16 protein-coding genes are annotated in these 13,770 nt (G+C 55.0%); 5 read left to right on the forward strand and 11 right to left on the reverse strand.

Annotated elements, in window-relative coordinates; all coding sequences use genetic code 11:
- Positions 1-70: 70 nt before the first annotated feature.
- The 3 genes from PAE68_RS14860 to PAE68_RS14870 form a co-directional block, all read right to left on the reverse strand.
- A complete protein-coding gene (locus tag PAE68_RS14860; protein ID WP_281888147.1) occupies positions 71-454 on the reverse strand; it encodes a DUF3397 domain-containing protein in 384 nt (127 codons plus the stop codon).
- A gap of 28 nt (positions 455-482) precedes the next feature.
- Positions 483-1,490, reverse strand: coding sequence for a ketopantoate reductase family protein (locus tag PAE68_RS14865; RefSeq protein ID WP_281888149.1), 1,008 nt, complete (start codon positions 1,488-1,490; stop codon positions 483-485).
- 112 nt (positions 1,491-1,602) lie between these two features.
- The gene (locus PAE68_RS14870) at positions 1,603-2,244 is read right to left on the reverse strand and encodes an RsfA family transcriptional regulator (RefSeq protein WP_281888151.1); all 642 of its coding nucleotides are present in this window, start codon (positions 2,242-2,244) and stop codon (positions 1,603-1,605) included.
- Between the two features lie 294 nt (positions 2,245-2,538).
- On the opposite strand from PAE68_RS14870, the gene PAE68_RS14875 reads away from it, so the two are divergent.
- Positions 2,539-2,769 (forward strand): DUF2626 domain-containing protein, encoded by a 231-nt coding sequence (locus PAE68_RS14875; RefSeq protein WP_281888153.1) that lies wholly within the window; start codon positions 2,539-2,541, stop codon positions 2,767-2,769.
- A gap of 45 nt (positions 2,770-2,814) precedes the next feature.
- On the opposite strand, the gene PAE68_RS14880 is transcribed toward PAE68_RS14875, so the two are convergent.
- Positions 2,815-3,963: a class I SAM-dependent methyltransferase gene (locus PAE68_RS14880; protein WP_281888155.1), complete on the reverse strand. Its 1,149-nt coding sequence runs from the start codon at positions 3,961-3,963 to the stop codon at positions 2,815-2,817.
- A 118-nt stretch (positions 3,964-4,081) separates the two neighbouring features.
- Here PAE68_RS14880 and PAE68_RS14885 point away from each other — a divergent pair, with 118 nt between their 5' ends.
- The 3 genes from PAE68_RS14885 (at position 4,082) to PAE68_RS14895 (ending at position 6,871) form a co-directional block, all read left to right on the forward strand.
- A complete protein-coding gene (locus PAE68_RS14885; protein WP_281888157.1) occupies positions 4,082-5,008 on the forward strand; it encodes a hypothetical protein in 927 nt (308 codons plus the stop codon).
- Positions 5,009-5,175: 167 nt separating this feature from the next.
- Positions 5,176-6,285 carry a hypothetical protein gene (locus PAE68_RS14890; protein ID WP_281888158.1) on the forward strand — a complete coding sequence of 370 codons (1,110 nt, stop codon included), beginning with the start codon at positions 5,176-5,178 and terminating at the stop codon, positions 6,283-6,285.
- 43 nt (positions 6,286-6,328) lie between these two features.
- Positions 6,329-6,871 carry a hypothetical protein gene (locus PAE68_RS14895; protein ID WP_281888161.1) on the forward strand — a complete coding sequence of 181 codons (543 nt, stop codon included), beginning with the start codon at positions 6,329-6,331 and terminating at the stop codon, positions 6,869-6,871.
- A 150-nt stretch (positions 6,872-7,021) separates the two neighbouring features.
- On the opposite strand, the gene PAE68_RS14900 is transcribed toward PAE68_RS14895, so the two are convergent.
- A complete protein-coding gene (locus PAE68_RS14900; RefSeq protein ID WP_281888163.1) occupies positions 7,022-8,356 on the reverse strand; it encodes a PhoH family protein in 1,335 nt (444 codons plus the stop codon).
- Between the two features lie 117 nt (positions 8,357-8,473).
- On the opposite strand from PAE68_RS14900, the gene PAE68_RS14905 reads away from it, so the two are divergent.
- Positions 8,474-9,025: a YhcN/YlaJ family sporulation lipoprotein gene (locus PAE68_RS14905; protein ID WP_309299358.1), complete on the forward strand. Its 552-nt coding sequence runs from the start codon at positions 8,474-8,476 to the stop codon at positions 9,023-9,025.
- Between the two features lie 98 nt (positions 9,026-9,123).
- Here PAE68_RS14905 and PAE68_RS14910 read toward each other — a convergent pair whose 3' ends face one another.
- The 6 genes from PAE68_RS14910 to PAE68_RS14935 form a co-directional block, all read right to left on the reverse strand.
- Positions 9,124-9,576: a pyridoxamine 5'-phosphate oxidase family protein gene (locus PAE68_RS14910; protein WP_281888167.1), complete on the reverse strand. Its 453-nt coding sequence runs from the start codon at positions 9,574-9,576 to the stop codon at positions 9,124-9,126.
- Positions 9,577-9,772: 196 nt separating this feature from the next.
- Positions 9,773-10,045, reverse strand: a complete 273-nt coding sequence (locus tag PAE68_RS14915; protein WP_281888169.1) for a hypothetical protein — start codon at positions 10,043-10,045, stop codon at positions 9,773-9,775.
- Entirely contained in the window at positions 10,042-10,539 is a 498-nt protein-coding gene (locus PAE68_RS14920; RefSeq protein WP_281888171.1) for a hypothetical protein, read from the reverse strand. Before PAE68_RS14920 ends, PAE68_RS14915 begins: the two co-directional genes overlap by 4 nt.
- Positions 10,540-10,551: 12 nt before the next feature.
- Entirely contained in the window at positions 10,552-10,848 is a 297-nt protein-coding gene (locus tag PAE68_RS14925) for a YlaH-like family protein (protein ID WP_281888173.1), read from the reverse strand.
- Positions 10,849-11,004: 156 nt separating this feature from the next.
- Positions 11,005-12,852, reverse strand: a complete 1,848-nt coding sequence (gene typA / locus PAE68_RS14930) for a translational GTPase TypA (RefSeq protein WP_281888174.1) — start codon at positions 12,850-12,852, stop codon at positions 11,005-11,007.
- Positions 12,853-13,051: 199 nt separating this feature from the next.
- Positions 13,052-13,687: a TerC family protein gene (locus PAE68_RS14935; protein WP_281891090.1), complete on the reverse strand. Its 636-nt coding sequence runs from the start codon at positions 13,685-13,687 to the stop codon at positions 13,052-13,054.
- Positions 13,688-13,770: the final 83 nt, after the last annotated feature.

The raw sequence follows: 13,770 nt of genomic DNA on the forward strand, positions 1-13,770 counted from the left end.
AAAAACAGCCGAAGCGTCCCGCGCTACGGCTTATCCTTACAAGATGTCCATACAGCAGCCGTTGCAGACACTACGACAGCAAGTACGTCCCGACGCCAATGACGAGCAGCACCGCATAACAGACGGACAGCACGAGGAAGGCGAGTCGGCTTAACGTTCGTGCAATTTTGACCAGATCGATTCGACCCTTCACTCGGTTCTGCATGTTGCCAAGCAAGCCCGCCGCAACGAGAAACAGAAGCAGAATGGTCCAGAACAGCATCCGGGAGCCGAACACCGAGCTGCTCATCATCGCGACCGAGCCAATCAGGAACAGCGTCGTAATATCCATACTAAGGTGAGTTGACCTGCGCTTGTTGCGAGTGATGGAATAGACGATAAACCATGTGATGAGAAATGCTACAAACGGTACGAGCGCAAAAAAGCTGTATACGTGCTGGAGCCAATTTATCATATTCATCATCACCGACCCGAACAAATTATCAATCGATAGGAGCGTCACGCTCCTCAAGCGCCCTCACCAGCTCATACAAGCTTCGGTTCACGGTCATCGCGAGGCCATGCTGCTCTCCTAGCCGGACGAGACTGCCAGTGATCGCCTCAATCTCCGTTCGGCGCCCCGCCAGCACGTCCTGAAGCATCGAGGAGCGGTTGGCGGCCGTACGTCTGCATACGTCCTCAACCTGCTGCGGCATATCAGCCGGCAGCTTCACTCCGGAAGCCTTAGCAACAGTCAGCGCTTCCGCAAGCAGACGGTGCATAAGCTCGCGCGCATGAGGCAGCTGAAGCAATTCACCGTTTCTTACCTGCAAAATAGCCGTTAACGGGTTGATACAGACGTTGACTAGCCATTTTCGCCAAACACGGGTAGTGATTTCATTCGACACCATACTGCGAAATCCTGCCAGTTCGAGCTGTTCCGCCAGTTTTTTTTGCAGGCGTGCGCCGACTGCTGTCTCAATGCCGGGCACCGCCGCACCGATCCACGTCTCGCCGCGGCCGGTATGGAGCGCCTCGCGGTCCGACAGACGAAGCGCTGCCTCCGTCGTGACGGCGACAAGCAGCCGTTCAGCCGGTATGGAGCTTCGCAGCAGCTCGACATGACCGACACCGTTCTGCAAGCAGACGACAACACCATTCGAGCCTGCGAGCCGCGCGACGAGTGCAGCGAGCTGCGGCGTCATGTCCGTCTGCTTCACCGTCAGCAATATATAGTGATCCGTCTCCAGCCCCTCTTGGTCGTAATCACCGCGGTCGTTCATAGCACCTTCCAGCACAATGACCGCAGGCCTTGCCTGAAGCTTCTGAGGCGCTTGCTCTACCTGCTCTGCACTCGAGCCGATCTCGATGCCCTGCTCTCTCAGCAGCGCCAGCTGCTCCACCCGCCGCACCGCCAGCTCCACCGGGAAGCCAGTAGCCGCCAGCCTGCAGCCGAATAGAAGGCCCAGCGCGCCAGCTCCTATAATCGTATACCGACTCAATCGGTTCACCCCGCATCTACATGAATGTATGTAAGTATCAATCTACCACATTCAACGCAAAAAGCCACCTGCTGGGTGGCTTAATCATGTCTAATCTGGTATGTAGGGAAGCGAATCAACACTACTCTATAGCCTCTAAATTACCATGCTCGTCGATCTTGAACCTCGACTTCTCCTCTTGCTCCTGCTCATCAAGAATCGCAAGCTTACGCGCCCGATCGAGCATCTGGATCAACGCCTTATAATCGTCGTTCACAACCCGGTAATCGCTGGACACATGATTCACCCGCTTGCTCAGCTCCTCATTCTGCTGCCTGAGCCGCTCCAGCTCCTCCTGCTTCTCGTCCAGCTCCTTCTCCAGCTGCTGCTGGTGACGCACCATCTCCTGATAGCTGCCCTTCCATTGCCGCAGGAATCGGATAATCGCCTCGATCGACAGCTCCTCGACGATACCGTCTGTGCGGACCGTCGCTGTCTCGGAAGCAGTGACTGTGCTGGACACCGTCGCGAACGCTGCCGCATGCTTACGCTGCTGGCTGCGCTTTTGCCTCTGTGCCTTGGCAATCTGGATCGATGACTCATACTTTTTACGGACGAAGCTATTCCAGCGGAAGCCGCAGGCTGCGGCGGTCCTTCCAATTTTTTCACCGACCTCTTCAAATGCTGACAGCTGTGTGCTGCCCTCGCGAATATGTCGCAGCGTCACGTCCGCCAATATCAAATCATCTTCCTCGCTCCATGCATCTTGTCTAATAGCCGTCATTGAAGCTGTCCTCCTAACCCCTGGGGTTCATCTATGATTGATTCATTTCAACCTGCTGCCTTCATTAATCTCTATGCCCATGGTAGAGTTCATAGAATACTTTTCTAGTAATTTGTATTGCCATTTTTGCAGACCGCCATACATCGAATGTCACATTGACGGGTATACTGAGGCACAGCAGGGTAAAATTGACTTAAAATCGTCACCGTTTGGACGTTTACACTTATCGCGGCATTCGCTATAATGTGGAATAGTAATGTTAAGGTATCGTGACCGTAGAGAGGGGGATGCACAATGGATCGCATGTTTCGCGTACTCGGCTTCTGGACGTTAGCGATCGCGCTGATGGCACTGGCAGGAGACTTCATTCCTATGGCGCTGCTGTTCTTCGCCCAGACTGCTATTTTCGTGCTGCTTGGTTACTTGAAGCTGTCCGAACGCGCCTACATATTGATATTTTGGGGTTACATGATCATCTCGTTTACTGGGGTTACGTATTGGTCATTCTTCAAGATGTCCGTATAGAGCGTATAGTAGTGTTAAAAAAAGGTGAACCGCACACGTCGCGGTTCACCTTTTTCGTTGTATCAGTACCTTGAACAGCTCGCTCATCTGATCGGACAGCAGCAGCTGCCGAATCGCCCGGTTCCGTCTCGCCTCCGGGGAGAACGGATCGGTCGCAGCGTGGCTCTGCAGCTTGTTCAACAATCCATGACGCACGAGAAATTGCTTCTGCGTCTCGTAGCACTCCGTGGCGAGCCCTTGCGCCTCGCCGGTCTCCCGCAGCGCACTGAAGTTCACATGCGCCGTCACATCCTGCTCGCCCGGACGCGCTAGCGGCGTGTCGCTCGCCTGATGGCGACGGTACGCGAGCAGCGTGCCGCGCATCCGATGCTCCGCATGCAGCTCCTCCCGGACGTCACCATAGTCGATTGTGACGATACCGCTGCCTGAGCCGAGCGCCGACACCGTACGCTCGTACCAGCGCAGCGCATCGAGCGGCGCCTCGAATTGCTGTCCGGGTCTTGTCGGCAGCTGCTCGCTCTCGATGTAAGCGAGCAGCTCAGGAGAGCTTACGGCTCTTTCAAGCTCGATTAGTCGGCACTCCGCGACGTCCCATCCGACGCCTAGCTCCATCCAGCCGTGCTCCCGATAGACGAGACGATGCACAGGGAACGCGTCCGGCAGCTCGTTCGAGTAGACGATCGTATGACGCCACGGCGCTGCAGCCTGCCATGCCTCCTCCGTCATCCAGCTCGTCCGCTCCTCATGCGGTGCCAGCTGCTCGGCCTGCAGACGCCGATGATACTCGCTGCGCTCGATGCTGATCCAGCTCGTCCTCGCATAGAGCTCGGGATCAAGCTGCTGCAAGCGGTCCAGCAGCTGCCGTGCGAGTCGACCGTCTCCTCCCCCCCACTCGACTAGTGTGAACGGTCTTCTGGCCTCTGTTAGATCGGATACAGCAGCTGCCGCGCCGCTGATCCATTCAGCTATACTCTCCCCGAGCAAGCCGCCAAGAGAGGACGACGTATAGAAATCTCCTTCACGACCTAATTTCACACGATCGCTCGTATAATAGCCGTAAGACGGCTCATACAGGCACAGGTCCATATAGTCGCGAAAGGACAGCCAGCCGTCCGCCTCCTGACTGATGCGCTCACGCAGCAGCGCAACGATCGCACTAGCTGCGTCGTTACTGGATCGTTGTTCCAAGGTCAATACCGAACACCTCCTTATGCACACTGACGAGTCAGCAAGCACCATTTTACTAAAGACAAAGCGAATAAGACCCGATATAATGAGACGGTATCCTTGCTATCGAAGGGAGAACTTATAGATGAAGATACCTAAATGGATCGCATACACATCCGCGCTGTGCGTGACAGCCATACTACTGTCCGGCTGCACAGACCGCAAGCAGCTGAAGGAGGATTGGCTGCAGGCCGCCGCCAAGCAAGAAACGGTGCAGCACCAGCGATTCAGCGGAGAGTGGAAGCTCGCGCTGGACAAGAGCTTGCTGGAGGGCGCACCTCCGTTGACCCAAGCGATGCTAGCTGCACTAGTCGAAGGACGCATCGAGTATTCCGGCCTGTCGTCCACCGCTGATCAGCTGCAGCTGGAGGCCGATGTGAAGGTATGGCCGAAGGGCGAAGGTGCCCCTGCCGTCACGATGCCGATGCTTATTAAAGATAACAAAATGTACGTCCATCTGCCAGTTGTGAACAAGCCGGACGAGTATTTGGAAGCGCTGCTGGCGGAGGGAGATCGGTTGAAGCAATCCGGCAAGCTGTCCGCAGCCGTCAGCCAGAAGCTGCTTCAGGAGCTGGACCCCGACTGGCTTGAGGCGGGCGACGAGCAAGAGACGCTGGAAGGCGGAATATCCGCGAAGCGCATAACAGTCAGCTTGACCGATAAGAACGCCAAGGAGCTGTCCGCCTACGCAGCCCGTGTGCTCCCAGGGGCGATCGACGAGTGGAGAACGAGCGCACTGCTGATCGACTCGCAAGCGAAGCTGCTTAAGGAAGCTGCCTCTTCCATTCAATTGGCGGCCCCAACCACACTTGATGTGTGGATCGATGCCGACGGCTACATCCGTCAACAGAAGGGCCTATTATCGTTCCGACTGAAGCCAGACGGTCCGGTTCACCGTGCACAGTGGACGCACCGTACAGATGCGATGAATGAAGCACCCGCCTTCCAGAAGGAGGTCCCTGCTCTAGTGAAGCCGATCGGAGATGTGCTGAAGCTAGTTCCGAAGAGCTGAAGCGAAGGTGAATAGGATGCTCGCACTTCGCGATCATGAGGCTGCCGTATGCCGGCGGCCTTTTTCGTTGTGCACTTACTCATTTCGCTTTTCACTTATGAATTTAATAGTCATCTTTTTCGTCCTCCTATGATAATCTGTAGTTGAGAGGACTGGGGGGACATGCGGTGAAGGTACATAAATGGGTGTTGACGATGCTAGGCATGACGGCTGCCTGTACAGTCGTCCTATCCTCCGCCTATGGCGCGGACACGAAACCGAAGCAGCAGGAGCTTCTACAGCAAAGCTTGACCATCTATGAGATCGACCGTGAGCTCATCCTGCTAGAGCAGGAGCAATCGAAGCTGAACGCCGCGATGGAGACAACGCGAACTGAGCTGATCGCCGCAGAGCAGGCCACGAACGAAGCACGCGAGCATGCGGCGAAGGTCGTGCGTGCTTATTATATGGGAGATCGCGATTCACTGTGGACGCTCGCCTTCTCGGCGGACTCCTTCTCCGAGGGCATTGCTGTGCTTGAATATTTGCAGATGATATTAGCTAACGATAAGCTCGCGCTTACACGGCATCAAGGTAACTGGGTGAAGCAGACGAAGCTGAAAAGCGAGCTACAGGCGGCAAGCGATACGCTCGAGCAGACGAAGCTGCAATATATGGCGCAGCGGCAGACGCTCGTGGAGCTGCAGGCCGAGCTCGATCTGCGCCTCGCTCAAGAAACGGAGGCCGCTGCCATCCAGCGCCAGATGGAGGAGCTGAACGAGCTGTGGAACACGAAGGGTCTGCCGCAGTTCAAGACGTATTTCATCGAGCTCGGGGCGGCGATGAAGGATCTACCTTCCATCCTAACGAACGGCGGAGGCGCCTCGACGGGGAAAAATTTAAGCCTGTTCGACAACGGCCTCACCTCCACGTTCAAATTGACCGATACGGAGCTGAACCAGTTTTTGCGCAGCAAAAACAAGCTGTTCGAGCAGCTCACCTTCGAATTCAAGCCTGACACCGTCATTGCCTCCGGCAAGCATGATGATATGGAGATGATCATTCGCGGCTCCTACTCGCTTGCTCCCGCACCGAAGGAGGGCGGCAAGCCTTATATTCAGCTTACCATTGAGGAGCTCATTTTTAACGGATATACACTTCCGGACAGTACGATCCGCTCGCTCGAGAAGCAGGTCAGCCTCGGCATCTATCCTGATAAGCTGTCGCCGATCTTGCAGGTGAGTGACGTCGCGCTGGAGGAAGGTGTACTGAAAATAATGCTAAGACTCGTGCTATAGGCAGGATGCATACGATCTTGAAGCTGGAGGCTATACGAAGCATATGACGATTGTACGAACGTACGCACTCGCTATGGAATTGCCCGAGGGCAAACGAGCGGGCTACTATGCGCAAATTGTGAAGGCACTCGCCCAGAAGGCGCCGGTGTTCGATCGGGATAAGGAGCTGCTCATCTTCGCAGAGCTGGAGCAGCGCCAGGCGGCGGAGCCGATTATGGAGCAATACGCTGTACCCGCGGAGCTGCTCGATCTCCTCCTGCTGCCGGAGGCTGCGCGGCTGCGGCCTAGCTTCAGCGACTACGGCTTCACCAGCTTGCTCCAGCGGCATTACGTCTATGCGGACACTGTCTCCGCGTTCCGGCTACGTGCGTTGACTGACGCGACGGACACGTCACCAGCTGCCACTAGCCGGCCGCCTGACCCTGTTTCCGCCGCTGCACAGCTGGAGGAGCACGTGCTCGCGGACTGGCTCGAGGCAAACGGCGAGCGCTGCTTCGCCATCGAGCGCCAGCACGATGTGCTGGCGGCACGTATCGCTATGGCTTACGGCTGCACCGTGGACTGGCTAGTCGAGCCATACGAATAGCGATACGAAGCATGATGCAGATAGCCGATTCGGCGCACATGAATAGGCATCCCCTCTGTACTGGAGTACATAGAGGGGATGCCTTTGTTATGACCAACTTATACTGCCTCATCGCTTGCTCAGCAGGGCTACGACCTGCCTAGCAGCAGCCTACAGCAGGTCCGCCGCCAGCTGGGCGAGGTTCGAGCGCTCTCCGCGCTCCAGCATAATGTGACCGCTGATGCCCTGCTCCTTGAAGCGCTCGACGACGTACGTCAGTCCGTTGCTCGAAGCGTCGAGGTACGGATGATCGATCTGCTCCGGGTCGCCGAGCAGTACGATTTTACTGCCTTCGCCAACACGCGATACGATCGTCTTGATCTCATGCTTCGATAAGTTTTGCGCCTCATCGATGATGATGAATTGACCAGGGATCGAACGGCCGCGGATGTAGGTAAGCGCTTCGACCTGAATGCTGCCGAGTCCAGCTAATATTTTATCAATATCGCCGGGCTTCTTCGTATCGAACAAATATTCGAGGTTGTCGTAAACCGGCTGCATCCACGGACGGAGCTTCTCCTCCTTCTCCCCTGGCAAATACCCGATATCTTTACCCATCGGCACGACTGGACGCGCAATGAGCAGCTTCTTGTACTTGCGCTCGTCCTCCACCTTCATCAGACCGGCAGCAAGCGTCAGCAGCGTCTTGCCTGTACCCGCCTTGCCTGTCAAGGTGACCAGAGGAATGTCGTCGTTCAGCAGCAGCTCGAACGCCATCCGCTGCTGCGCGTTACGCGCCGCGATGCCCCAGATCGGGTCGTTGCTCAGATACAGCGGCTCCAGCTTCTTGCCGTCTCCTGTTACCTTCAGCAGCGCCGACTTGCTCGAGCCCATCTCATCCTTCAGGATGACGAACTCGTGCGGATGGAGTGGGAACGACACGTTCAACGTTTTGACGCTCAGCGAGCGGTACGTGTAGAACTCGTCGATAATGCCGGGATGCACGAGAATGGTCAAGTGTCCGGAATATATATCGTCGGCTACCTTCACGACCCGATCCGTCAAGTAATCCTGTGCCGTAATGCCGAGCACATCGGCCTTGATGCGAACGAGCACATCCTTACTGACCAGAATGACCGGCTTCGGATCCGGCTTCTCCTTCTCCTCCAGATGGTAGTTCAGCGCGACTGCCAATATACGGTTATCGTTCGTAACCTCTGCGAACACTTCCTGAAGCTTGGCGAAGCTCTTATGATTCAGCTCGACCTTCAAGCTTCCACCATTCGGCAGGTCGATGCCTTCATATAAGTGTCCACTTGCTCGCATCGCGTCCAGCATGCGGGATATTTGACGGGAGTTGCGGCCCAGTTCGTCCACATTTCGTTTCTTCGAATCGATTTCTTCAAGCACAACCGCGGGAATGACCACTTCATTATCCTCGAATGCATAGATCGCGTTAGGATCCTGCAGCAGGATGTTCGTGTCCAGCACATAAATTTTTTTCATGTGAGTCCCTCCCAGGTTTGGTGTTTGGCTAAGCTAAGCATGTTACATAGGTAATAGCCTAATGGGACAAACTAACCAAAGCTGAAGCTGCAAAGAAAGGAACGATGTCGAATGAGAATGTTTGTCGTAGTATTCTTGTTGTTGGCCGTTGCTTTGACAGGATGTAACCAATCACCAAAGAATGGAGCTAACTCCTCTCAGGCAGATGATCCGAACCGACAAGTGAAGGTACAGCAAACGGCTCCGCAGAAGAAGGAAATTCAAGACGCAGAAGGCGTTGCTCAGCGGCTGGAGCAAATCGCAACCAGCATCCCGAATGTGGAAAGCGCCAATTGCGTCGTATTCGGCAATACGGCTGTCGTCGGCATTAACGTCCCGGAAGGGATGGACCGCGCTAAGGTCGGTACGATCAAGCTGTCTGTCGCGGAGGCACTGAAGAAGGACCCTTACGGCGTTGATGCGCTTGTAACAGCTGATATGGATTTAGGCGAGCGCCTGCGCCAAATCCGCGTGCATATTCAGCAAGGTCACGGTCTGAATGGTCTAGGTGAAGAGCTGGCTGCCATTATCGGCCGCATCGTCCCTCAGCTGCCGCGTGATGTCGATACGCCAGAGGCGGATCCCTCGGACAGACCCGGTGCTGCGGTAGGACAGCCGAACGGCTTGTAATTCCGGTTATATCAGACGCTCATCCAGCAGATGAACGGAATAGAGCTGACTTACATTCTTTATGGTGCAAAAAAGCCTAGAAACGATAACACGTCGATCTAGGCTTTTTTCATTGCGCTGAACACCTGCGTGTCCAGCTTCTCAGCCGCACGCTTGTCATACGTCTTCTCGTATTCAGGCTCAACGGAAATACGTGCTCCATAGAACATCGCATCGCGAACCTCGGTAATGTGAATATCAAAGCAAGCCAGCTTGAATGGCACGTCCTCCAGCGCTTCTGCAACAAGCTCCCCTTTGCCATAAATGGCATGGACCGAGCCTGCGCCGATATAAGTCAACGTGACGAGTGCGTTATTCTGAATGTTCGCCACAATTCGGGAGCGCTGGTCTACCGCGAAGCGCAACGTCGTCGCATCCTTCGCATAGAGCCAGGAGATGGCGTTCATCGCTGGAGCACCGCTTTCATGATCGATCGTATTGAGCAGCGTCAGTGCTTCCTTCTGCAATTGCTCGATCATTGGCTCAGATAAGGCTGTGATCGTTTCCGCCATAAGTGTCCCCTCCTGTAACTGAAAATCTGTGTTACACCTTTATTATACCATATTCTTAATGGTCGGAATAGACTCCGTGCCGCAATAGCGGCATCTCATGCTGAAAATAAGGTTAAAGGCTATCGGTTCAATTCAAGCGCGCGACACTCCCTTTCCATTCGATAATATATTTTATCAATTACATGCTTCATATATGTCATTCATTGTACTTCGGATTGGAATTAATATCCTCCAATAGCTGCTCGGCCAGTTCACGAGGGTAGCTCTTGAGCAATGCTTGCCCATCCAGCTCGTACTCCACTTGGCACAAGTCTCCCTTATGTGTATAGGCGAATCGGACGAGATGGTGGTCCTCACGCAGGATGACCTCGAAGAAATCTCTCGTCTCCGCAGCTGCCTTGTCGTCCGGTCGAGCTTCAGCCACAATGCTAATCTGCAGCCAGTTAAATAATGCGTCCTGCAGCTTCAAGCGCGCTCCTCCTTCAGCATTATGATTTGCCGACCTTCGGCAAGCCAAGCCTTCATCACATTGATCCACGCGACTGCCTCGATTGCATCATCCGGCTGCTCGGCCTGCTCAAGCTTGAGAGCCGCCTCACGCGCCCCTAGCAAGCCGTGAATGTAAGCTTCGCCGCAATGAGACAGCGTCCAGCCCTGACGGTCGCCAGAGCCCTCGGTTGCCTCCAACGCACCTGCCGCTGCCGCGTCATGATCGGCGCTGTGCAGACGAATGTCACCTTCTGCGCTCAGCTCGAACGGCAGCTCGTCCAAGCCACAGGCGTCGAGCGTCTCATCGGACAGCAGCAGATGCGCCTTGAACGTCAGCAGCAAGCGAGGATGCACCGCCTGCAGCGCTCGGCTCAGCTGCAGTCTCGCTTCCTCAGGCGCAAGACGAAGTCTGTCCGCGCCGAGTACAAGCGCTTCCCCATCCCAGTGAATCGGAACAAGCCAATATACAGCCATCGTGGATCCTCCTTATGAGCGGTCGCTCGTTTGCTGGCTTTCCTTATTTTTCTCGCGCTCCTGCACGAAGTACCGAATACGAACCATCAGCATCAGAATGACGGCGATCGACAAGCTCGGAATGATCGGCAGTCCGGCTAGCTGGAAGAACAGCAGCATGACCGAGCCGAATGCCAGCAGCATATAGATGACTGCCGTCTTCAGAATAGGCAGCTTCCGCTGACGGAACACCTTGTTATAGACGTAAGACGTTAATAGAAAGATCAATAAGTAAGCGACCCAAGGGTACGCACGGAAAAATTCCGTCATCAGCCTGCACCTCCGATAGTTCAGAGCCTAAAGCTCGTTATACGCCGAAGAAAGCTCTGAGCACTCAGAGCTTTCCATCGGAATTGGTCCTGTACGGGCGGCAATCACCTAACAAGAATATATTAACTGTGTCATGCACAAGGCTCACCTGCGGAATTACGCGTTCGTGTTCGCCATCTTCCGCTGCTTCTCGAAGCGCTCGCGCTCACTCTTGTTCAAGATCTTCTTGCGCAGACGAATTGACTTCGGCGTAATTTCGCAGTATTCATCATCGTTCAAGTACTCAAGCGCCTGCTCCATCGACATAATGCGAGGGGTCTTCAGCTTGACTGTATCTTCCTTCGTCGCCGAACGGACGTTCGTCAGCTGCTTCTCCTTACAGATGTTGACGATAATGTCAGTATCGCGGTTATGCTCACCAACGATCATGCCCTCGTATACCTCTGTACCCGTCTCGAGGAACAGAATACCGCGGTCCTCGACAGACAGCATGCCGTAGAATGTGCATGTTCCTGTTTCGCTCGATACGAGCACGCCTTCATGACGGCCGCCGACACCGGAGCCTGCGAATGGACCGTAGCTGTCGAACGCATGGTTCATGACGCCGTATCCGCGCGTAAGCGTCAGGAAGTAGGTCCGATAACCGATCAGACCGCGTGCCGGAATGAGGAACTCCAGACGGACGTTGCCGTTGCCGTGGTTAATCATATTGACCATCTCGGCCTTGCGTGTTCCAAGGCTCTCCATAACAGCACCCATGCTGTCCTCCGGCAGGTCGATGATGAGACGCTCGATCGGCTCCATCTTCTTGCCTTCGATCTCACGGATGATGACCTCCGGCTTCGACACCTGAAGCTCAAAGCCTTCACGACGCATGTTCTCGATCAGAATACCGAGGTGAAGCTCGCCGCGGCCTGCTACGACGAACGCATCTGGGCTGTCCGTTTCATCCACACGCAAGCTTACATCGGTCTCGAGCTCCTTCATCAGACGCTCGCGCAGCTTACGCGACGTTACGAACTTACCTTCACGGCCTGCGAACGGGCTGTTATTGACGAGGAACGTCATCTGCAGCGTCGGCTCGTCAATCTTAAGGACCGGCAATGCTTCCGGCTTGGCTGGATCCGCCATCGTCTCGCCGATGTTGATGTCCTTGATACCGCTGATTGCCACGATATCCCCTGCTGCAGCTTGCTCGATCTCCAGACGCTTCAAGCCCTGGAAGCCGAACAGCTTCTCGATTCTCGCCTGCTTAATCTGGCCTTCACGGTTAATGACCGCAATCGGCTGACCGGCACGCACGACACCGCGGTTGACGCGGCCGATTGCGATACGGCCCAAATATTCGTTATAATCCATCAACGTCACGAGGAACTGAAGCGGGTCCTCTACGCTCTCCGTCGGCGACGGAATGTGCTGAACGATCGTCTCATACAGCGCCTGCATGTTCTCCTGCTGCTTGTCCGGCTCCGGATCGAGACTGGACGTGCCCATCAATGCTGACGCATATACAACCGGGAATTCCAGCTGCGAATCGTCAGCACCAAGCTCGATGAACAGGTCAAGCACCTCGTCGATTACTTCCGTCGGACGCGCATGCGGACGGTCGATCTTGTTCACGACAACGATCGGCGTCAGATGCTGCTCAAGCGCCTTGCGAAGCACGAACTTCGTCTGTGGCATGGTGCCCTCGAACGCGTCAACGACGAGCAATACGCCGTCAACCATCTTCATAATGCGCTCTACCTCGCCGCCGAAGTCGGCGTGTCCCGGTGTATCGACGATATTAATCAGATAGTCCATATAATTGATCGCTGTGTTTTTTGCCAAAATTGTAATACCGCGCTCGCGCTCTAGGTCGTTGGAGTCCATCGCGCGCTCCTGCACCGCTTCATGGTCGCGGAACGTTCCGGACTGCTGAAGCAGCTTGTCGACAAGCGTCGTTTTGCCGTGGTCAACGTGGGCAATAATGGCAATGTTGCGAATTTTATCTCTGGCATGCATAGGTATTCACAAAATCCTCTCTTCTGGATTGGCTTGCGTAGAAGCCCGATCAACAAGAAAGCGCCGACACCGATCGCCGACGCTAGCATTCATCTTTATCATTATACGTTTGATTTTCAGAAAAGGCAAGGAAGCTTGTGCATATTTAACGCTCCGTTAACATTCGACACGAAAGTCGCAGGACATACTCGCAAGCACTCTACTGAGGCGTCTGCTTCGGCCGCACCGCCAACTGCTTCACCAAGCCGCAGGCGAGCACGAACATCGTCGTACAGAGCGGCACCATGTAATGCTTGCTGTCCCCGATGAGCAGCCTCGTCACCTCTTGGTCCGCGATGAACATCTCACCCGCTGTGAAGCCGAGAATGGCGGCGCCAATGTAGATGAGCACAGGGAACCGCTTCAGCAGCTTAACGACCATATTGCTTCCCCATATAATGATCGGAATGCTCAGACCGATGCCAAGAATGATGATCCCCGTCTCCCCCTTCGCCTTCGCTGCAATGGCCAGCACGTTATCCAGACTCATGATGAAGTCTGCGACGATAATCGTCGACACCGCCTTGCCGAGCGTAGACGCCTCTCTAATGTTCGCGTGGCCTTCTTCCTCAATCAGCAGCTTGACGGCGATCCATAGCAGCAGCAGCGAGCCGAGCGCCTGTATGTACGGAATGTCCAAAATATAGACGGCGATCAGCGTCAGCACGACCCGCAGCGCGACTGCGCCGAACGCCCCCCACCATATCGCCTGCTTGCGCTGCGCCAGCGGCAAGTTCTTGCTCGCCATCGCAATCACAACGGCGTTGTCCCCGCTCAGCACGAGGTTGATCAGCATAATTTCGAGGAAGAGTACGATGCTGTCCAGTAACGTCACATCAAGCCCTCCTTCGCTTCACTGTAATCTCAGCCTGCTTATTG

Source organism: Paenibacillus sp. YYML68 (assembly GCF_027923405.1).
GTDB lineage: Bacteria > Bacillota > Bacilli > Paenibacillales > NBRC-103111 > Paenibacillus_G.